This window comes from Rhodanobacter lindaniclasticus (assembly GCF_004799035.1).
GTDB classification, from domain to species: Bacteria; Pseudomonadota; Gammaproteobacteria; order Xanthomonadales; family Rhodanobacteraceae; genus Rhodanobacter; species Rhodanobacter lindaniclasticus.
In genome coordinates, this window is sequence record NZ_MWIO01000061.1 from 1 (window position 1) to 20,460 (window position 20,460).

The window sequence follows — 20,460 nt, forward strand, 5'->3', positions numbered from 1 at the left end:
CGCGGCAGCAACGAGAACACCAACGGCTTGCTGCGGCAGTACCTGCCCAAGGGCACCGACCTGTCCGTCTACAGTCAGGCCGAACTCAACCAGATTGCCTTGAGCCTCAACACCAGGCCGCGCAAGCGTCATGACTTCCGAACCCCGCTGCAGGTGTACAACGAACAACTTCAACTTGCCGAAGCAAGCGCAGGTACGGTTCATTGATTATGTTGCACGTGGACCTTGAAACCGCCCTCCATAAAATTCGTTAGCGTCGTTATGCGATAAACCTTGATCAAGATTTATACCGAATTCGATCGCACCCAACATTTTTCCAATGCCTTCGGAAAGTAGGCTCACGGCCTTGATGGAATCCCCGATGGCCTCGGATTCCCTCGCCAATTGAAAATTGAGTTGCGCCTGTTGGAACAAGGAGGATACGCCGGCAGGTGCGCGGTCCAGCGCATTCATGCGCTGCGCGTATTTACTTGCGGCGAGCTCCCACTTCCTTGCCATATCACCGAATTGAACGGCCTCAAGTTCTTTGACCCCTACGGCCTTCTCCAGATACGCCCCAAGCGCCTCGGCGGTTGCCCCTGACGTACTCAGCGTACTCTTGAATGCCTCTATTTCACCTTCGGTGAGGGAATCGCCAAATAAAGCCTCCAACACAGAATCAATGTCTTCCTGCTCACTCATGACCATCTCCTTTGACTGCAGTGAAGAGCGCGCCAGCAAGAATGGATTGAGCCCAAGCCAGCGATAGATCAGATATCATCAAGCTTATTAAGCTCGATGCCTCGTTTTTGAAAAGGAACGAATGGGTCAAATAAAATGGGGCGACGAAAAATACTAAGAGTAGAGTAGAGAAAGTAATTATACGCCGCCGTCGTATGACGCTAAAATTTGATTTTGACGTCTTATCCAGGTCGCTGCCAGCAAACCATGTTGCACAAGTAATCGAGATCAGCAGAAGAACATAGGGTATGATGACGTAATAGCAATAAACTTCGTATTTTAATCGATCGTGAGACTGATCTATCCGTATATCAATTAGTTTGGACAAGTAGAACGCTTGGACATCCGGTAATTTTGCACTTAGGATCTGAAGGCCATCCATTGACAGGTGGTTGATATAAATTGTGCCGGCTACCCACAAAGCAGATGTAAGAAGCCCAAATCCGAAAAGGGTTATCGTCAGCCATTGCGTTGCCGCCACAGCATGGTCGATGCTGTTACAATTTTTATGCTGCTTTACCATACGAACCGCCTTGCATGATTTTTATGCCTGCTCAAACTCGCTTTAGGTTACGGTTAATTTACAATCCCTTTCGACGAGCCCCACTAGCCATGCCCTAGACGCCTGTTCACTTTGTTTATACATATGCCAATTTCGTTGACATCATGTGCCTTAATCATGCATTTGAAATCGCTGCGGCTATAGGTTTTTCCCGCCACACACTTGGCATTGCCCTCGTCTGCCCTGCTGGCGAGGATGGTCCTGAGAGATTCCGCATCTCCTACTGGAGCTTGGCTTACAGCGAAATCGATTTCCTTGTTCGCCAACCTTCGGCACTCGGCTTCGGTCAGAGGTTTGGACCCACAAGCCACGATAAAGACAGATGCGAATATCGCGAGATTAATTAGTTTCATATATGTTCCCTTGCTGAATTTTTCGAACCTCCGGTTCGCAAAGATGGCGACTGCTCTATGCCCTCACCGCTCCCGCATCGACTCATCCACACCCTTGCGCAGCGGATCAAGGATGTACTCGATCACCCGCCGCTTTCCCGTCTTGATTTCCGCCGTCAGAGCCATGCCCGAGGTCAGTCGAACCTTGACGCCGTCAACCAGCAGCTCTGTCTTTTTCATCTTCACCCGCGCCAGATAGATCAAACCCAGCTTCTCGTCCTGGATCGCATCGTGCGAAACGCTCTCCACGACGCCTTCGACATATCCGTAGCGCGTATATGGAAAACTCTCGACCTTGATTGTGGCGCGCTGTCCCGGGCGCACGAAACCGATGTCCTGGTTAAGCACGGTGGCTTCCACTTCCAGCGAGTCATTCTCGGGCACGACGGCGAGCAGCGGCTGGGCCGGCGTGACCACGCCGCCAACGGTATGCACGGCCAACTGCTGCACGGTGCCGGTCACTGGAGCGCGCAATTGCATGAGGGCGTTGCGCTGGGTGGTACGGGCCACTTCCGGCTCGAACTGCTGGATCTGTTCGCGGGCCTGGCGTAGTTCGTCGAGCAGCTGGCGGCGGGTGTCGGTGATGGTGACCGACAGCTCCTCCCTGGCGCCGGTGATGGCTGAGCGAAGTTCCACGCGGCGGCTTTGTTGTCCCGTGAGGTCGCGCTCGGCGTTGATGCGTTCCTGCTTGCGCTGCAGATAGTCCTGCCGGGGCACGTAGCCTTGGCGGAGCAGCTTCTCGTAATCCGCCACGCGGGTACGCGAGATCGTCAGGTACTGCTCCAGCGGGACGATGGCCGATTCCACGGTGCGCAGTTCGGCCTGTTTCTGCGCCACCATCGCCTCCAGACTTTGCTTTCTGGCGGTATAGGCGGCGTATTCGCTGAGGGCGAGGCGTTGGGTGGCCTCGAAGCGATCTGTCGGCAGGTCACTGCCTTGCGCCAGTACTGGCGGGGTGGCGGTATCGATGGCCTGAACCAGTGCTGCGGATCGGGCAGCCGCGAGCCGGGCGCTTGCCAGGGCCTCCTCGGCTTTCTGACTGTCGGCCGTGGTGGCGGTAGCATCCAGCTCGATCAGCAGGTCGCCTTGCTTCACCGCTTGGCCGTCATGCACCAGAATGCGGCGCACCACCGCCGTCTCGGCCGGCTGGACGATCTTGGTACGGCTGCTGGTCACCGTCTTTCCCGGCGCCACGGCAACCACGTCGAGCTTGCCGAAGCCGGCCCACAGCAGGGCCACGCAGAACAGACCCATGATGATCCAAAGGCTGGCGCGCGGTGCCGGCGACAGCGGAGTTTCGGTGAGTTCAAGGTGGGCCGGCAGGAACGCCAGTTCGTCATGTGTGCGTGGAATCGGCGCCAGCGTGCGGCGCTCCGCCCAGGCCGCGCGAAACACCTGCGCATAGCGTCGAAGCACGTCACCGATGGCAGCGAACCGGTTCGTCATGGATCAGCCCTGCTGCAACTGGGACAGATGCGCGAAGTGCCCATCAGGGCGCTTCAGCAGTTCATCCGGTGCACCGGTTTCCACGATGCGCCCCTTGTCGACGACGACGATGCGGTCGGCGTGGCGCACGGTGGAAAGGCGGTGGGCGATGATCAGCACGGTGCGGTCCTGGCAGATGGCCCGCATGTTGGCCATCACGGCGCGCTCGGACTCGTAGTCGAGCGCGCTGGTGGCTTCGTCGAAGATGAGGATGCGCGGATCGGCCACCAGTGCGCGGGCGATCGCGATGCGCTGGCGCTGTCCTCCGGACAGGCTGGCGCCGTGCTCGCCGACGACGGTGTCGTAGCCTTCGGGCAGCTCGGTGATGAAGTCGTGCGCGCCGGCCAGCCGGGCGGCATGGATCACCCGCTCCAGCGGCATGCCGGGGTCGATCAACGCGATGTTTTCGCGCACGCTTCGGTTGAACAGGAAATTTTCCTGCAGCACGACACCGAGTTGGCGCCGCAGCCAGGCGGGGTCGGCCAGCGCCAGGTCCGTACCATCGACGAGGATGCGGCCACGCTCGGGCACGTACAGCCGCTGGATCAGCTTGGTCAGCGTGCTCTTGCCCGAACCGGAGCGGCCGACGATGCCGACCACCTCGCCCGGCCGGATGTCGAAGTTGATACCGGCCAGCACTTCGGCAGTGTCGGGGCGATAGCGGAAGCTCAGGTTCTCGAACGTGATGCGCCCCTCGATCGGCGGCAAGGCCATGCGGCTACCACCGGCTTCGGTGCGCGTGTTGAGCACGTCACCCATGCGCTCCATCGAGATACCGACCTGCTGGAAGTCCTGCCACAGCTGGGCGAGCCGCACGATCGGTGTGGAGACTTGGCCAGCCAGCATGGTGAAGGCGATCAGTTGGCCGACCGAGAGTGCCCCGTCGATCACCATCTGCGCGCCCCAGTACAGGATCGCCACGCTGACCAGCTTTTGCAGAAGCTGGATGCCCTGCTGGCCGATGTTGGCCAGATGGGTGACACGGAACCCAGCGCTGACGTAGCCCGCCAACTGGTTGTCCCAGGTGCGTACCATGCGCGGGTCCACCGCCAGCGCCTTGACCGTACCGATGCCGGAAATCGCCTCGACCAGGAACGACTGGTTGTCGGCGCCACGCACGAACTTCTCGTTCAATCGCGCGCGCAGGGTCGGGGTGATTGCCGCCGACCAGATCGCGTACAGCGGCAGCGAGATCACCACGATCAAGGTCAGCCAGCCGCTGTAGAAGAACATCACGGCCAGGAAGACGAAGGTGAACAGCAAGTCCAGTACTGAGGTCAGCGTCTGCCCGGTCAGGAAGTTGCGGATGTTCTCCAACTCACGCACCCGGGCGATGGTGTCACCCACTCGGCGCGACTCGAAGTAGGCCAGCGGCAAGGCCAAGATGTGCCGGAACAAGCGCGCACCGAGTTCCACATCGATGCGGCTGGTGGTGTGTGCGAACACGTAGGTGCGCAGCCCCGCCAGCACCACGTTGAACAGGGTGATCACCACCAGGCCGATAGTGATCACGGTGAGCGTGGTCATGGCGTGGTGCACCAGCACCTTGTCCATCACCACCTGAAAGAACAGCGGCGTGACCAGCGCGAACAGCTGCAGGAAGAATGACACCACCAGTACTTCCAGCAGCAGCTTGCGGTACTTCACCACGGCCGGAATGAACCAACTGAAGTCGAACTTCGCCAGCTCGGCCACCATCGAGGCGCGCGAAGCGACGGTCAGCAAGCGGCCTTCGTAGCAGGCCACGAATTCGTCCCGGGTCAAGATGCGCGGGCGCTGCACGTTGAGGTCGTGGATCAGGATTTTCTCGCCGTCCACCTTGGCAACCACGAACGCGCCGCCATCACGCCGCAACGCCAGCGCGGGTAAGGCCACACGGTCGAGGCGTTCGACAGGCTGTCGGATCACCCTGGCTTTGAGACCGAGCTTCTTCGCCGCAAGCAGCAGTGCCGTGTCGTCGAACGGCTCCGATCCCCGGCCGGCATCGTGGCGCAGCTGATCCGCGCTGGCGGCAATGCCGTGGAACTGGGCCAGCAGGACCAATCCCTGCAAGGACAGATCATCCCGCGACTCTCCGGCAACGGCATTGCTGCGCGCCGCACTGATCAGATCGTCCGCTTCGATCACCGCTTCCATGTAGCCCCCGCCTCCTGGCTGGTGCATCCGTGTCTCGGAACGACAGCAGGCCCCCGATGCCTCGCCTGCCTGCGATTCGCTCCCACCCTGCCGGATATCGCAAAATACTGCGACAATCGACAAACCGAATGTAGCGCGGAAATTCCTTCGTTTGGAGCGAATAATGCGATGTGGTTCACATAGCTCGGTATTTCGAGTGATCCAGGTCGCACGTGAACGTCGATGTTTCTTACGAGAGATCGCCATCCTCACGAGGCGATCCTTCAACGGCCTAAACTGGCCCGTCGCGCAGGAATCTCCGCGACCTCGCTGATCCCATGAAAGACCGAAGACACTGGATTCCCGCGTTCGCGGGAATGACGGTCGAAAGACGTGCCACGACTGCGCCCGCCGTGCTGGCTACGCCCAGCGCGAACGGTGAAAAGTCGAATGGCTCGACGCGGATGCCGACGCGGCCCGGCACGATGAGGCTAGTCGCGACGGCGGCCCGACCAGCTCACCGATCAGTCAGAACCTCTCAGCGGATCAGCGTGGACTTGCCGAACAGCGACTCGATCAGGTCCACCGCCAGCTTGGCGGTGGCGTTGCGGCGGTCGAAGGCGGGGTTGAGCTCGACCAGGTCCAGCGAGGCCAGCCGGCCGCTGTCGGAGATCATCTCCATGCACAGCTGCGCCTCGCGATAGCCCGGGCCGCCGCGCACGGTGGTACCCACGCCGGGGGCGATGCTGGGGTCGAGGAAGTCGACGTCGAAGCTCACGTGCAGGTGGGTGTTGTCGTCCATGCCGTCCAGCGCCTGCTCCATCACCCGCTTCATGCCGTCCTCGTCGATCCGGCGCATGTCGAAGATGCCCACGTTGGCCTCGCGCACCAGCTGCTTCTCGCCGTAGTCCACCGAGCGGATGCCGATCTGGCGGATCACGTCGGGAGTGATCGCCGGGCTGGTGTTGCCGATGCCGGTGAGCACCTGCGGGCCGCGGCCGCACAGGCAGGCCACCGGCATGCCGTGGATGTTGCCCGAGGGCGTCGCCTCGGCGGTGTTGAAATCCGAGTGCGCATCGAGCCACAGCACGCGCAACTGCTTGCCGGTCTCGCGGCAGTGGTCGGCCACCGCACTGATCGAACCGATGGCGAGGCAGTGGTCGCCGCCGAGCATGATCGGCAGGCGGCCGGACTGTAGTTCCTGGTGGATGGCCGTATAGACGGCCGTATTCCACGCCACCACCTCGTCGAGGTGGCGGTAGCCGTCGACCGGCGGCTGCCACGGGTTGAGCGGGCCGTGCAGGTTGCCGCGGTCGATCACCTGCAGGCCGCGCTGTTCGAGTTTGGCGGCCAGGTTCGCCACGCGCATGGCCTCCGGCCCCATCGAGGCGCCGCGGTGGCCGGCGCCGATGTCGGTGGGAACGCCGATCAATGAAATGGTCTGTTTGCTCATGAAGATCTTGCCTGCGGTGGAGTCCGGCGCACGCTGGCGCGGCGCACGGCACGATGGACCATGTGGCGCCCATGACGATCTGCCGGAACTCCGCGCAACGCGATGCGCGGTTCGTGGGCGCACGAAAACACGCGCGACCATGACCGTCGCGCATTGACCCAGTTTAGCGGATCGGCCGTGCGAGCCGCGTGAGGCACACTGTTCCCGCGATCAACAACCCGCGCGGAGACGCCGGCGCCGCGGGATCGCGGCTATGGCCGCACCTCGTCGCGCCTGCGTTCCAGTTCGTCTTCCCGGCGTGATCGCGCGCCGGGCCGCCATGACACCAGCTCGACCGCACCACGCGGCGTCGCGTTCGCTGACCTGGCGGATTTCCCCCACAGCATCCCTGCAAACAGCAGCAACCCACGCCACAAGGCGGGGTGCGCAAAAAGTGTTTGCATGTCGCTCGCTCCGGGCTGCCCCCGTGCAGCCGTCGGCTCGATCGTAGCAAATTCCTGGCGTGCGCACCCCGGCATCCGCATCGCCAGTTCCGCGGCAATGAGCAGGCAGCAGGTGGCCCGGACCGGGGCGACGCAAGTGACCTGATCCAGTCACGTCCGGATCAGTTTTCTCCGCCCAGGCCGGAATCGAGATATTCCACGCGCACAACCTGGTCCAGCCACACGCGCCGGATCGAACCGCGCTTGAGCGGATCCTCCAGACCCACCAGCGCGTTCAGCCCCTCGCGTTGCTGCGGATCACGGAAGACCTGGACGCTGGACCGAACCCTGACCAGACCTTCGCAAACGGTTCCGTCGAGCAGCTGCACGCGCACGCGCGCGTGTGCCGGCAGCAGCGTGATCATCGTGGCAAGCCGCTTGATCCCGGACTGATCCGTGCATACCTGGGGTGCTTCCCGACCCATGGCGGCCCACCTTTTGACCTTGACGCGATGTCCGTAACGCTAGACTCGGCATGGACAAACGTCAAACGGCGGCCCGCAGCAGGCCCCTGCTCACGCCGTGCGGCATGCCGGGCGGACATCGACTGTCGGGCGCACAACCATGTGCATGGATGATGCGAACGAACTACCGGTGTATGGTGATCCGGCCACCCACACTTGACCCATTGTTCCGCGCAGCATCGAAGCGGGACGGGGCGTTGACGACGGCGACACGAATCAGCTGTCGGCGTGGTCGCCACGGGAGGATGTGAAGTGCTCATCCGGAGTTCGAAGCAGGTATCCCGCTGGCGCCGGCCAAGACGCTTTCCGGTGCCGCCCGCTTCAGGCACCTCGCCGGCATCGCGGATCGAACAAGGCAAGACCTGGCCGGAACCGCAGGGCGCGACGCGCGTACGACACCTGCGGATATTTCGTTACGACCCCGAGTCGGGAAACAACCCGCGCGTGGACACGTTCGCCATCGATCGCGACAAGTGCGGTCCGATGCTGCTCGACGCGCTGATCAAGATAAAGAACGAGATCGACCCCACGTTCGCGTTCCGCCGCTCCTGCCGGGAGGGGATATGCGGGTCATGCGCGATGAACATCGACGGCACCAACTGGCTGGCGTGCATACGCGCGCTGGACGAAATGAACGAGCCCGCCACGGTATATCCGCTCAACAACATGGACGTCGTCAAGGATCTGGTCGGCGACCAGGCGCACCTCTTCGCGCAGCTGCACTCCATCAAGCCCTGGTTGCGCACCAGGACACCGGCCCCGGCAAACAGCGAGCGCCTGCAATCACCCGAAGAGCGCGCCAAGCTGGACGGGGACTACGAGTGCATCCTGTGCTTCTGTTGCACATCCGGCTGCCCGAGCCACTGGTGGAACGGCGACCGCTTCCTGGGGCCGGCGGTATTGCTGCAGGCCCATCGCTGGCTGGTCGACAGCCGTGACGAAGCCACTGACGAGCGCCTTGACGAGCTCGAGGACCCCTTCAAGCTTTACCGTTGCCACACCATCCTCAACTGCACCCGGACCTGCCCGAAGGGTCTGAATCCCGGCAAGAAGATTGCCGAGATAAAGTTGATGATCCAGCAGAGGAGGAGCTGACGTGCCCTCCAGCCGACCGCGCCCGCGTTCGCCGGATGTACGGATCTACAAGCCCCAGCTGACCTCGGTGCTGTCCATAGCGCACCGCGCCACCGGCGTGCTGCTCAGTGCCGGCAGCGTGTTGCTGGTGGCCTGGCTGGTGGCGGTGGCGGACGGCAGCAACGCCTACGCGGCACTGGACGGCTTCCTGCGTTCGTGGATCGGCATCATCCTGCTGGTGGGCTGGACCTTTTCGCTTTTCTACCACCTGTGCAACGGCATCCGGCACCTGTCGTGGGATATGGACTTCGGCTTCGAACTGGCCAGCATCTATTTGTCCGGCTGGCTGGTCGTATCTGCCAGCGTGGTGCTGACGCTGGCGACGTGGATCATCGGCATGGCTGCGGGACGATAGAAGCATGTCTGATTGGAACCGCGAAGATCCGCTCGACCGCAATCCACCGGGTGGCCGCGCATCACCGTTGCGTCGTGCCATCGGGCTGGGTTCGTCCGGATCCGGCGCCCACCACTGGTGGCTGCAACGAGTGACCGCCGTGGCCCTGGTGCCATTGTCGATATGGCTGGTGGCATCGCTGATTGCGCACGCCCGGGATGGCCAGCAGGATCTGCTTGCCTGGTTGGGCAGGCCTGCCGTGGCCGTCACCATGGCTGCGCTGTGGGTGATCCTGTTCTGGCACATGAAGCTCGGCCTGCGCGTCATCGTGGAAGACTACGTGCACGCCGACCGCATGAAATTCGCGATCCTGATCGTCGTTGACCTGGTCAGCCTTGCGCTGATGGCGATCGGCGTGTTCACCAATTTGTATCTGGCATTGCACTAATTTCCCACCGAGCTGCGGGACGGGTGATGCGTGACCTGCGGCGAGATTCACCTTCAGGAGACGAGCATGAGCGCCAACAGTTTCGACACCCGCGACCAGTTGCGGGTCGACGACGTGTCCTACCGGATTCATCGCCTCGACCGCATCAAGACCGCACATCGCCTGCCGTACAGCCTGAAGGTGCTGCTGGAGAACCTGCTGCGCAAAGAAGATGGCCGCCTGGTCACCCGCGAACAGATCCAGGCCATGGCCGACTGGCAGCCGCAGGCCACGCAGCAACGCGAAATCCAGTACACGCCGGCGCGCGTGCTGATGCAGGATTTCACCGGCGTGCCGTGCGTGGTCGACCTGGTCGCCATGCGCGACGCCATCATTGCGCTGGGCGGTGACCCGCAACGCATCAACCCGCTGGTACCCAGCGAGCTGGTCATCGACCACTCCGTGATTGCCGACGTGTTCGGTACCCCCGAAGCATTCGCCACCAACGCCGAACTGGAATTCCAGCGCAACGTGGAGCGCTACCAGATGCTGCGCTGGGCGCAACAGGCCTTCGACAACTTCAAGGTGGTGCCGCCCGATACCGGCATCTGCCATCAGGTGAACCTCGAATACCTTTCCCGCGTGGTCTTCACCCGCGAAGGTCCCGACGGCATGGAGGCCTACCCGGACACGCTCGTGGGCACCGACTCGCATACGCCGATGGTGAACGGCCTGGGCGTACTCGGCTGGGGCGTGGGAGGGATCGAGGCGGAAGCCGCGATGCTCGGTCAGCCGATGAGCATGCTGATCCCGCAGGTGGTGGGCCTGAAGCTCACCGGCGAGTTCCCGCCGGGCACCACCGCCACCGACCTGGTGCTCACGGTCGCCGAGCTGCTGCGCAAGACCGGGGTGGTCGGCAAGTTCGTCGAGTTCTACGGCCCGGGCGTCGCCAACATCCCGCTGGCCAACCGCGCCACGCTGGGCAACATGAGCCCGGAATACGGCGCCACCTGCGCCATCTTCCCGATCGACCAGGAGACCCTTTCGTACATGCGTCTCACCGGGCGTCCCGAACACCAGATTCGCCTGGTGGAGGCCTATGCCAAGCAGCAAGGCATGTGGCACGACCCGAATCACGAACCCGAATTTTCCCAGACCGTCGAACTGGACCTGGGCACGCTGCAACCGTCCATCGCCGGCCCGAAGCGCCCGCAGGATCGCATCCCCGTGCGCGTTGCCCCCGCTGCCGTCGGCGCGCTCCTGCAGGGTCAGTCCTACGAGAATGCCATCATGGGGCGCCTCGACGAAGGCCTCGACGAATCATTCCCGGCCAGCGACCCGGTATCGGTCGCGTCCGACCGCGACAACGACCCGCCGCACAGGCCCGGACGGTGCAATATCGACCACGACTGGCCCCACGCACCTGTCGCCATCGCACTGGCGGGGGGTGAAAGCAGCGAGATCGACAACGGCCATGTCGTCATTGCGGCCATCACCTCGTGCACCAACACCTCCAACCCGCTGGTGATGATCGGTGCCGGACTGCTCGCCAAGCACGCGGTCGAGAAGGGACTGACACGCAAACCGTGGGTGAAGACCTCGCTGGCGCCGGGCTCGCGCGTGGTCACCGACTACTACGAACGCGCCGGCTTGACGACGTACCTGGACCAGCTCGGCTTCAACCTGGTCGGCTATGGCTGCACCACGTGCATCGGCAATTCCGGCCCGTTGATTCCCGAGGTCGCCGCGGCGGTGGAAGAGCACAAATTCAACGTCAGCGCCGTGCTTTCGGGCAACCGCAACTTCGAGGGGCGGATCCACCCGCAGACGCAGATGAACTTCCTGGCTTCGCCGATGCTGGTGGTGGCCTACGCGCTGGTCGGCACCATGCATGCCAATCTGCTGAAGGAGCCGCTGGGGACCGGCAAGGATGGCAAACCGGTATATCTGAACGACATATGGCCATCGATCAGCGAGATCAGGAAAGTCATCGACGACTGCGTACAGGCGGAGATGTTCACCAAGGGCTATGCCGACGTATTCGCCGGTGACGCCAACTGGAAAAGCCTGGACGTGCCCGCCGGTGACGCTTTCCGGTGGAGCACTGATTCGACTTACGTGCGCCAGCCGCCGTATTTCGATGGTGTCGGCCGCGACACCCGGCCGCTGACCGACATCATCGGCGCCCGCGTGCTGGCCAAGCTCGGCGATTCGGTCACCACCGACCACATCAGCCCGGCCGGCGCGATCAAGGTCGACTCGCCTGCGGGCAAGTACCTCACCGGCCACGGCGTGGAGCGCAAGGACTTCAATTCCTACGGGTCGCGGCGCGGCAACCACGAGGTGATGATCCGCGGCACCTTCGCCAACATCCGCCTGCGCAACCAGCTGGCGCCGGGCACCGAGGGCGGCTTCACCCGTGATTTCAGCCAGGCCGGCGCACCGGTCACCAGCATCTACGATGCGTCGGTCAACTACATCGCGGCCGGCACACCGCTGGTGATCCTCACCGGCAAGGAGTATGGCTCCGGCTCGTCACGCGACTGGGCCGCCAAGGGCACCGCGCTGCTGGGCGTGCGCGCGGTGATTGCCGAGTCCTACGAACGCATCCATCGTTCCAACCTGATCGGCATGGGCGTGTTGCCACTGCAATACAGGCAGGGCGAGAGCGCCGAGTCGCTGGGCCTGACCGGCGAGGAGACGTTCGAGATCACCGGGCTGGCCGGCAACGAGGCGCCACCGCACGAGGTTTCCGTGCGTGCCCGGGATGCCGACGGCAAGGTGAAGGTCTTCGGAGCGCTGGTCCGCATCGACACGCCGGTCGAGGCGGATTACTACCGCCACGGGGGGATACTCCCGTACATGCTGCGACAGCTGCTCGCTGATTGAGGCATGCCGCGGATGGCCGCTGGCGCGTTCGCCTTGCCGTTGCCGCGGTTGCAACGAAGTTCGAGCCGCTCGCGCCGCGTGACGTCGTGTCGTACGCGGCGGCTCGCTCAGGAGGCCACGGCAACCCGTGGCCGGGGGGTCTCGGCGTATTGCACCAGCGGGATGCTGAAATCGTTGCAGATCATTTCCACGCGGGCAGCGGCGCCGGAGCTGTCGTGCTCCTCGCGGGCCAGCCCGCGGCCCAGGCGGATCGCATGGGCGAAACGCAGCCGGTCGAACAGCACGTCCGGGCCGCTGCAGATCCGCCACAGGCCGTGGCGGCTTTCCTTGATGGTCAGGACCACACTCATGGGTGCATCCTCACGGCTTGTAAGCCATCTCTCGAAGGGATGAAGCGCTGCCCGCACGCAGTTGGAGGCAGGCGCTGCCAAGAATGCGTCGCCGCCCTGTCCGGGTCTGTCGGCGCAGGCCTACATTCGCTGTGGGGAGTCATCGCGCCCGCAGGAGCCCGGCCGGTCGGGGGGTGCGGCATCGAGCGGGGGCGGTGCGGGGTGGTGCATGAGTGGTGCCGGCACCAGGAATCGAACCCGGGACCTGCTGATTACAAATCAGCTGCTCTACCAACTGAGCTATGCCGGCACAGGCGGGGATTCTAGCAGCGGGTCGCCACACACGCTCAGAAGCAAGGGATGTCGTGCGAGCCCAGGTCGCTGGCGCCGAGGTACTCGCGCCAGTCGAACGGCCGGGCCGAGGCAACCGCGAGGTCGAGCCAGTATTCCGGAACGCTTTCGCTGCGTTCGCTCATGCGGGCGGGAAAGCCGGCAGCGGTTACCTGGTCCAGCCGCTTGCGCGCATTGGCCGGATCGCGGAACAGGCCCAGCGACACCGTGTTGGCCTGATCGCCGGAGCCGACCACGAAGTAGTCATTGATGTTTTTCGCGGCGAGTTGCCGGGCCTCCTGCAGTGCCTGCGCGCGGCTGGCGACCGCGGGCAGGTAGACCCACCACGCGCTGGGCTGGGTGGTCTGCTGCTGGCGCGAGCGCATGCGTGCGACATGCCCGTCCAGCGCCTGGCGGGCGCTGCGCAGGTCCTGCGGCGTATCGAACGGCCCCAGCGCCACACAGCGATAGTCCTGCGCGGTCCCGGTGGCGGCGTCGGCCGACGCATCGGGTGCGGCGATCGTGCCCTCCGTCACGGGCACCTCCGACAACAGCTGCAGCTGCGCCACGCCCGGATCGGTGGCGTAGCCGACGTGCCGGTAGGGCTGGCCCAGCAGCAACCACGCCCCGACCGCGATATTCAGCGCGCTCAACAAGACAAACAGCAGACGCAGGAACATCGAACCCCCATCAGGACCGCCGGCCAGCCATTCTAATGGCTTGCCGCTGCCGGCATATGCGCATCCGCCCACAAGGCCAGGCCTCGCAGCACGCTGTCGCTGGCCATTTGCACCGGCAGCGACAGCAGCGGGGCCAGTCGCGGCGCATCGCCGCCATCGAGCAGCAGCACCGGCTCGCCGCCCAGGCGCGGGCGCATGTGCGCGTGGAAGCGCTCGATCAGCGCCGCGGCGGCCTGCCAGCACCCGGAAGCCACCGCATCGGCGGTGTTGTCGGCCAATTCGAGGACGTCGCCTGGTCGCTGCGGGCGCACCTGCGCGGTCGCATCCAGCAGCGAGCGCTGCATCAGCTGCACGCCCGGCGCGATCAGACCGCCCAAGTGCCGACCGTCCGCGGCCAGCGCGTCCAGCACCAGCGCGGTGCCGGCGCTGGCAAGCACGCACGGCGCGCGCCCGCTGGCATGGGCAGCGACCATGGCCAGGAAGCGGTCCACGCCCAGCCGTTGCGGCTCGGCGTAGGCATTGCGTACGCCGCAGGCACTGGCCGGAGTACGCAGCCAGGTCGGCGCGTCGGCGAATGCCTGTTGCACAAGGGCGCTGACGCGCTGCTCACGGTCTTCATCGACCACCGACGCACCCACCACCTGGGTCGGTCGCGGCAAACCCGCCCATGCCGTGTCCGGCAGCGTCGCCAGTTCCCCGCCCCACTCCAGCACGCCGCGCGCCAGCCACGCGGGCGAGGGCCCCTGCAGCGCCCATTTCAGTCGCGTATTGCCCAGATCCAGCAGCAGTCTCATGTGCGGCGCACCGTGACATCGGCGCTGTCCACGCGCCGTTCGCTGCCGTCGGGCAGCTGGACCCGCAAGGCGCCACGCGCGTCGACACCCGCACCCAGCGCCTCGAACGCGCCGAGCGCGCCACTCAGCCGCAGCGGTTTGCCCCGCAACAGGTCATGGCGCGCGTAGTCGGTACGGAAGGCGGCAAAACCCTCGCGCTCGAACTCGGCCAGCCCGTGCGCCAGCGCCGCGATCAGCGTCGCTGCCACGCGGTTGCGGTCCGGCGGTGTGCCGCCGCACAGGCTGGCCAGGTCGGCGGTGCGCTGGCCCGCCTGGCGCTGCAGGGCCGGGGTCAGACGCAGGTTGAGGCCGATCCCGATGATCGCCGAACACGGCCCCTGGTATTCACCGTTGAGCTCGACCAGGATGCCGGCCAGCTTGCCGCCGTCGGTTGCCAGCACATCGTTGGGCCACTTCAGCCCCGCGCCGGCCACGTCAAGCGCATCCAGCGCGCGCAGCACGATCACGCCGATCGCCAGCGACAGGCCGCCCAGTGCCGCAAAGCCCGACCCGAATCGCTTCAGGCATGAGAGATAGACATTCAGCCCCGGCGGCGACAGCCAGCTGCGCCCACGCCGGCCGCGCCCGGCGCTCTGCGATTCGGCCAGCACTACGGAAAGGTCGGCCGCATCGGCCAGGCGTCGCTGCAATTCGCTGGAGGTGGAGTCGAGCTCGTCGTGCACCTCCAGCGCGCCCAGCGCGCGGGAGACGTCCGCCGGCAAGGCGGAGCGGATGCGCTGCACATCGAGCATCTGCAACGGCCACGGCAGGCAATAGCCGGCGCGGCCGCGCGAGAGTACCGGCACGCCGCGCGCACGCAACGCTTCGACCTGCTTCCAGATCGCCGCTCGGGTCACCCCGCTGCGCTCGGCCAGCGCCGCGCCGGACAGCGGTGCACCGGGCGCCAGCAAGGTCAGCAATTGCAGCGGCTGCATCAACGCCCCCGACACGCGACGACAGCCGCGTTGGTGGCGGTGCAAAGAGACGAAACGACGGGGGCAAGAACCATCGAATCATTCTAGCCTGCCGCACGCTGCACTGCGGCAAGGACTCCCGCCGCGTGCACTGGCAGCGACGCCCGGTTTCTGCGACGATCGGGCTCTTCGCCTGCGGCTTGGGGAGTTCCACTGCCATGCGCGCCACCCATCGGATCATCGGCTGCACCCTGTGCCTGGCCTTCGCGGGTTCGGCGGCAGCGGCCAGCCTCGATTGCCAGAGTGTGGACAGTGGCGGCAGTACCGCAGTGAGCCAGTCGGCGAACAGTGGCTCGGGCGGCATCGGCGCAGACGTCCTTGGCATGAACCGCGACAACAGCAGCCCCGGCAGCAGCAGCACCAGCGGTGCCGTGCGCAGCAGCAACGACCGTTCCGGCGCGGCCTCGTCGGCGCCGGCTCCCGCGCCCCGGCCGCATCTGGGCTGGCAATCGCTGCTGCCTGGATCAATCCAGTAAGCGCTCGGCGGCATGCCGGGCCGTTTGTGGCAATCCCTGCGGGCACGCTTCGAACCTGCGCCAATCGCCGATCCGCTGTGGCGACGCGCCCTGGTCGCCTGCCCGCTGGCCCGCCGACTGGACCCGGAGCGACAACTGCAACTGCGCCGGCTCGCCGGCATGTTCCTGGCACGCAAGCAGTTCCACGCGCTGGCCGGCGCGGTGCTCGACGATTACTGGCGCCTGCTGATCGCCATGCAGGCCTGCCTGCCCGCCCTGCAGCAGGGCTCGGCCAGCCTGCGCGGCTGGCGCGACGTGCTGATCTACCCGGGCGAGTTCAAGGTGCGCCGCAGCCACCATGACGACCACACCGGCGTGGTCACCGAGGGCGACGAGATCCTGATCGGCGAAGCCTGGGAGCACGGCCCGCTGGTGCTCTCACTGGCCGACGTGCAACTGGACCTGGAACAGCCGTGGGACGGCTACAACGTGGTCGTGCACGAGATGGCGCACAAGCTGGACATGCTCGACGGCCCGCCGGACGGCGTGCCGCCGCTGGTCGACATTCCGCGGCGGCGCTGGATCCAGCAATTCCAGCTCGCCTACGACCGCCTGGTCGCGGCCGGTCCCGGACATTCCCCGATCGACCATTACGCCAGCGAAAGCGCCAGCGAGTACTTCGCCGTGGTCAGCGAGCTGCACTACTCGCAGCCAGCCGTATTGCGCGAAACCGAGCCGGCGGTGGCCGAACTGCTGCACGCGTTCTACGGCCCCTCGCCCGCCGACGGCGAGGAGCCGTGCGGCGGCTGTCGCCGCTGAGCAGGATCAGCTCGCCGCCAGCCGCACGCTGAAGCGTGCGCCGCCCAGTTCCGGCGAACGATCGACCACCAGTTCGCCCTGGTAGGCGTGCACGATGTCCTGCACGATCGACAGGCCGATGCCATGGCCCTGCACGCGCTCGTCACCGCGCACGCCGCGCTGCAGGACTTTCTCGATCTTGTCCTCGGCGATGCCGGGGCCGTCGTCCTCCACGCTGAGGTACAGGCCCGGTCGCTTGCGCCCGTGCTCCGGTTGCGCCTTCACCTCCAGCAGCACGCGGTGCGAGGCCCACTTGAAGGCGTTCTCCAGCAGGTTGCCGAGCAGTTCGAGCAGGTCGCCCTGCTCGCCGTAGAACGCCGCGCCCTCGCCGATGTCGAATTCGCAAAGCACGTTCTTGGCCGCGTAGACCTTCTCCAGGCCCTGCACCAGATCCTCGGCCGCGCCCGCGATCGGCACGGCACTGGCAAAGGTCTGCCGGCCGGACGTGGCTGCGCGGGCCAGCTGGTAGGCGACCAGTTCGTCCATCCGGCGCACCTGGTCGAGTACCGCCGTGCTGCGCCCGGCCTGCACGTCGCCGGTGGTGGATTCCAGCTGCGAGCGGATCACCGCCAGCGGCGTCTTCAGGCTGTGCGCGAGATCGGCCAGCGTGTGCCGGTAGCGCGTGCGCTGTTCGCGCTCGTTGGTGATGAAGGCGTTGATGCGCTCGGTCAGGCCGGTCAGCTCCAGCGGGTACTGGCTGTCCAGCTGCTCGCTGTCGCCGCGCTCGACCCGGCTCATGTCGCTGGCCACCTTGCGCAGCGGGGTGAGGCTCCAGCGCAGCAGCAGCAGCTGCAGCACCATCAGCATCACGCCCAGGATCGACAACCAGATCACCAGCGCACGCCGGTAGGCCATGTTGCCGCCCTCGAGCTGGTCCTCGGTCTGCGCCACCATCACGGTGAAACGCACCGACGTGCCCGCCTCGGTATCCCAGGCCACGCCGTAGCTGTAGTAGTAGAGGCGGCCCATGCGCGTGTCGATCGGGCCGACGAAGCGGCTGACGCCCGGTTCCAGCGGCGCCAGGAAACTGAAGTCACGGCCGATCGCGGACGGCGACTCCCAATGGAAATCCTTGTCGCCCACTGCCACCGCGTAGAGGCCGGAACCGGGCCGCGAAAAGTTCGGATCGGGCGAGGTGTCCGGCGGCAGGATGCGGCCGTAGCGGTTCACGTCGAAATTGGTGATGTAGGCGATCGCGAAGTTCTGCAACCGATCATGCAGCGCGCTGAGCGCACGCTCCTTGTTCGCCTGCGACAGGGTCAGCCCGACCAGGCCGAGGAAGCCGGCCAGCACGAATCCGGTGGCAATCGCCGCGCGCGCCGCCAGCGACAGCGGGCGGCGCGCGGGCGAGGGCTCATTCGTCGTCGCCGTCGGTGCGCGGGATGGCAAAGCGGTATCCGCGTCCACGTACCGTCTCGATGGGTTTCAGGGTGCCTTCCGGGTCCAGCTTGCGGCGCAGGCGGCCGATGAACACTTCCAGCACGTTGGAGTCGCGGTCGAAATCCTGCTGGTAGATGTGCTCGGTGAGGTCGGCCTTGGAGACCAGTTCGCCCGCGTGCAGCATCAGGTATTCGAGCACCTTGTACTCGTAGCTGGTCAGGTCGACCAGCTTGCCCTCCACCGTCACCGTCTGCGCGGTGGTGTCGAGCTTGATCACGCCGCAGGCCAGGATCGGCTTGGACCAGCCGCTGGCGCGCCGCACCAGCGCGTTGATGCGCGCCAGCAGTTCCTCGACGTGGAACGGCTTGACCAGATAGTCGTCGGCGCCGTACTTCAGCCCCTCGACCTTGTCCTGCCAGCTGCCGCGCGCAGTGAGGATCAGGATCGGGTAGCGCTGGCCCGCCTCGCGCAGCGCCTTGACCAGGTCCATGCCGGACATCTTGGGCAGGCCCAGGTCGATGATGGCCAGGTCGAACGGCACCTCGCGGCCGAGATAGATGCCCTCTTCGCCGTCCTGTGCCGCATCGACGGCAAAGCCGTCGCGTTTCAGCCGGGCCGCCAGCGTCTCGCGCAACGGCGCCTCGTCTTCCACCAACAGGATGCGCATATCAATGTTTCTCCTTGCTGCCCGCATTCCGCCCGGGCGGATTCTTGGTCGACTGGGCCGACCCCGGATTCTTGCTCGCTTCGGAGGAAATCGCCATCACCTTCACATGGCCGTTCGGGGTGAGCACCTTGATCCGGTACTCCATCCGGCGACCGACCCCGCGCGATTCCGCCGACAACACCTTGCCACCGGTTTCCTGCTGCACCTGGAGCACCGCCTGATCCAGCGTCACCGCCGGCTTGCCGGTCTGTGCCGCCGCCGCACCCGCGAACGGGATCAATGCGGCCAGCAGCATGCTCTTGTACCTGATCATGCGTGAATATCCCGTCCGGCGTTGAACGAACGCCCAGCCTAGGCGATCAGGCCTGAATGCTGACCGGATGGGTGGTGCCTGTCACGCTGCCGCCGCACACGGCGCCATCGCCTGTTCCAGCAATGCCCAACCCGCCCCCGGCAGATGCGCGCCCTCGCTGAGCGTGCGGCGAAACGCCCGCGCGCCGGGTTCGCCCTGGTACAACCCCAGCAGGTGGCGCGTGATGTGCTTGAGCGCGGTGCCGCGCGCCAGCTCGGCCTCGACATACGGCCGCATGCGCCGCAGCACGTCCTCGCGCGCGGGCAGCGGTTCGCCGTGCAGCGCGTGCTCGACCTGCGCCAGCAGGTACGGATCGTGGTACGCCGCCCGGCCCAGCATCACCCCGTCCAGCCGCGCCAGGTGCGCGCGCACCTGTTCGACCGTGGTGATGCCGCCGTTGATCGCCACCACCAGTTCGGGAAACTCGCGCTTGAGCCGGTACACGCGCTCGTAGTCGAGCGGCGGGATTTCGCGGTTCTCCTTCGGCGACAGGCCCTTGAGCCAGGCCTTGCGCGCATGCACCACCAGCACCTCGGTGCCGGCTTCCAGCATCAGCTCGGTGAAGTGCTGCAGGCCTGCGTAGTCGTCCTGGTCGTCCACGCCGATGCGGCACTTCACCGTCACCGGGATGCCGACCGCATCCCGCATCGCCTTCACGCAGTCGGCGACCAGCCCCGGCTCGTACATCAGGCAGGCGCCGAAGCGGCCCGACTGCACCCGATCGGACGGGCAACCGACGTTGAGGTTGATCTCGTCATAGCCGGCCTCGGCGCCGAAGCGCGCGGCCTGCGCCAGCTCCCGCGGCTCGCTGCCGCCCAGCTGCAGCGCCAGCGGGTGCTCCTGCTGGCTGTGCTCGAGCAGGCGCAACTGCTTGCCGCGCACCAGCGCGGCACTGGTCACCATCTCGGTGTACAGCCGTGCCCGCGGCGACAGCAGCCGGTGGAAATAGCGGCAGTGGCGGTCGGTCCAGTCCATCATGGGCGCAACCGATACGTCCCACGGACTCAAGTTGTTGTTTTCGTGCATATCTGCCTTATTTCAGCCGTCGCCAGATCCCGTGGAATCCCGCGCAATCCTTGCCGATCCCGATGCCAGTGTGCCAAATTTGCACCATTGCGGCCTTGGTACACTGGAAATGGCGACAT

Annotated in this window: 20 protein-coding genes and 1 tRNA gene; 7 read left to right on the top strand and 14 right to left on the bottom strand. The window is 65.3% G+C overall.

Annotated features, from left to right (window positions below; translation table 11 throughout):
• Positions 1 to 207 (top strand): IS30 family transposase (locus B1991_RS16290; RefSeq protein ID WP_136259734.1); only part of this gene is annotated, 207 nt, incomplete at its 5' end.
• Here the strand turns inward: B1991_RS16290 and B1991_RS16295 are convergent.
• From B1991_RS16295 to B1991_RS16315, 5 genes are all read right to left on the bottom strand, one after another.
• Positions 208 to 681, bottom strand: a complete 474-nt coding sequence (locus B1991_RS16295; RefSeq protein WP_136259735.1) for a hypothetical protein — start codon at positions 679 to 681, stop codon at positions 208 to 210. It lies immediately after the preceding gene.
• A 1,017-nt stretch (positions 682 to 1,698) separates the two neighbouring features.
• Positions 1,699 to 3,120: an HlyD family type I secretion periplasmic adaptor subunit gene (locus tag B1991_RS16300; protein WP_136259736.1), complete on the bottom strand. Its 1,422-nt coding sequence runs from the start codon at positions 3,118 to 3,120 to the stop codon at positions 1,699 to 1,701.
• Between the two features lie 3 nt (positions 3,121 to 3,123).
• Positions 3,124 to 5,295: a type I secretion system permease/ATPase gene (locus B1991_RS16305; protein WP_136259753.1), complete on the bottom strand. Its 2,172-nt coding sequence runs from the start codon at positions 5,293 to 5,295 to the stop codon at positions 3,124 to 3,126.
• 517 nt (positions 5,296 to 5,812) lie between these two features.
• Complete coding sequence (gene rocF, locus B1991_RS16310) at positions 5,813 to 6,727, bottom strand: arginase (protein ID WP_136259737.1); 915 nt, start codon at positions 6,725 to 6,727, stop codon at positions 5,813 to 5,815.
• Positions 6,728 to 7,331: 604 nt separating this feature from the next.
• Positions 7,332 to 7,634 carry a DUF3247 family protein gene (locus tag B1991_RS16315; protein ID WP_136259738.1) on the bottom strand — a complete coding sequence of 101 codons (303 nt, stop codon included), beginning with the start codon at positions 7,632 to 7,634 and terminating at the stop codon, positions 7,332 to 7,334.
• A gap of 348 nt (positions 7,635 to 7,982) precedes the next feature.
• Between B1991_RS16315 and B1991_RS16320 the strand changes: the two genes are divergently transcribed.
• The 4 genes from B1991_RS16320 (at position 7,983) to acnA (ending at position 12,457) form a co-directional block, all read left to right on the top strand.
• Positions 7,983 to 8,768 (top strand): succinate dehydrogenase iron-sulfur subunit, encoded by a 786-nt coding sequence (locus tag B1991_RS16320; protein WP_168709688.1) that lies wholly within the window; start codon positions 7,983 to 7,985, stop codon positions 8,766 to 8,768.
• Position 8,769: 1 nt separating this feature from the next.
• Positions 8,770 to 9,162, top strand: a complete 393-nt coding sequence (gene sdhC, locus B1991_RS16325; protein ID WP_136259740.1) for a succinate dehydrogenase, cytochrome b556 subunit — start codon at positions 8,770 to 8,772, stop codon at positions 9,160 to 9,162.
• Positions 9,163 to 9,166: 4 nt separating this feature from the next.
• Positions 9,167 to 9,589, top strand: a complete 423-nt coding sequence (sdhD, locus tag B1991_RS16330; RefSeq protein ID WP_136259741.1) for a succinate dehydrogenase, hydrophobic membrane anchor protein — start codon at positions 9,167 to 9,169, stop codon at positions 9,587 to 9,589.
• A gap of 66 nt (positions 9,590 to 9,655) precedes the next feature.
• Positions 9,656 to 12,457: an aconitate hydratase gene (acnA, locus tag B1991_RS16335; protein WP_136259742.1), complete on the top strand. Its 2,802-nt coding sequence runs from the start codon at positions 9,656 to 9,658 to the stop codon at positions 12,455 to 12,457.
• 107 nt (positions 12,458 to 12,564) lie between these two features.
• Here the strand turns inward: acnA and B1991_RS16340 are convergent, their stop codons facing one another.
• The 5 genes from B1991_RS16340 to B1991_RS16360 form a co-directional block, all read right to left on the bottom strand.
• Positions 12,565 to 12,807: a hypothetical protein gene (locus B1991_RS16340; protein WP_136259743.1), complete on the bottom strand. Its 243-nt coding sequence runs from the start codon at positions 12,805 to 12,807 to the stop codon at positions 12,565 to 12,567.
• Positions 12,808 to 13,020: 213 nt separating this feature from the next.
• Positions 13,021 to 13,096, bottom strand: a tRNA-Thr gene (locus B1991_RS16345).
• A gap of 37 nt (positions 13,097 to 13,133) precedes the next feature.
• Positions 13,134 to 13,796, bottom strand: coding sequence for an SPOR domain-containing protein (locus B1991_RS16350; protein WP_136259744.1), 663 nt, complete (start codon positions 13,794 to 13,796; stop codon positions 13,134 to 13,136).
• A 32-nt stretch (positions 13,797 to 13,828) separates the two neighbouring features.
• Positions 13,829 to 14,590 (bottom strand): type III pantothenate kinase, encoded by a 762-nt coding sequence (locus tag B1991_RS16355; RefSeq protein WP_136259745.1) that lies wholly within the window; start codon positions 14,588 to 14,590, stop codon positions 13,829 to 13,831.
• On the bottom strand, positions 14,587 to 15,564 hold the full coding sequence (locus B1991_RS16360; RefSeq protein ID WP_136259746.1) for a biotin--[acetyl-CoA-carboxylase] ligase: 978 nt from the start codon (positions 15,562 to 15,564) through the stop codon (positions 14,587 to 14,589). Before B1991_RS16360 ends, B1991_RS16355 begins: the two co-directional genes overlap by 4 nt.
• A gap of 197 nt (positions 15,565 to 15,761) precedes the next feature.
• Here B1991_RS16360 and B1991_RS16365 point away from each other — a divergent pair, with 197 nt between their 5' ends.
• Together B1991_RS16365 and B1991_RS16370 are read left to right on the top strand one after the other, a co-directional pair.
• The gene (locus B1991_RS16365) at positions 15,762 to 16,079 is read left to right on the top strand and encodes a hypothetical protein (protein ID WP_136259747.1); all 318 of its coding nucleotides are present in this window, start codon (positions 15,762 to 15,764) and stop codon (positions 16,077 to 16,079) included.
• Positions 16,080 to 16,091: 12 nt separating this feature from the next.
• Positions 16,092 to 16,877 carry a M90 family metallopeptidase gene (locus tag B1991_RS16370; RefSeq protein ID WP_136259748.1) on the top strand — a complete coding sequence of 262 codons (786 nt, stop codon included), beginning with the start codon at positions 16,092 to 16,094 and terminating at the stop codon, positions 16,875 to 16,877.
• A 6-nt stretch (positions 16,878 to 16,883) separates the two neighbouring features.
• Here B1991_RS16370 and B1991_RS16375 read toward each other — a convergent pair whose 3' ends face one another.
• The 4 genes from B1991_RS16375 to dusA all read right to left on the bottom strand — a co-directional run bounded on the left by B1991_RS16375 (position 16,884) and on the right by dusA (position 20,341).
• Positions 16,884 to 18,305, bottom strand: a complete 1,422-nt coding sequence (locus B1991_RS16375; protein ID WP_136259749.1) for an ATP-binding protein — start codon at positions 18,303 to 18,305, stop codon at positions 16,884 to 16,886.
• Entirely contained in the window at positions 18,271 to 18,963 is a 693-nt protein-coding gene (locus B1991_RS16380) for a response regulator transcription factor (protein WP_136259750.1), read from the bottom strand. The genes B1991_RS16375 and B1991_RS16380 overlap by 35 nt, the downstream gene beginning before the upstream one ends.
• Before the next feature lies 1 nt (position 18,964).
• Positions 18,965 to 19,258, bottom strand: a complete 294-nt coding sequence (locus B1991_RS16385) for a PepSY domain-containing protein (RefSeq protein ID WP_425466707.1) — start codon at positions 19,256 to 19,258, stop codon at positions 18,965 to 18,967.
• Between the two features lie 99 nt (positions 19,259 to 19,357).
• A complete protein-coding gene (dusA, locus tag B1991_RS16390; protein WP_136259752.1) occupies positions 19,358 to 20,341 on the bottom strand; it encodes a tRNA dihydrouridine(20/20a) synthase DusA in 984 nt (327 codons plus the stop codon).
• Between the last annotated feature and the right edge of the window lie 119 nt (positions 20,342 to 20,460).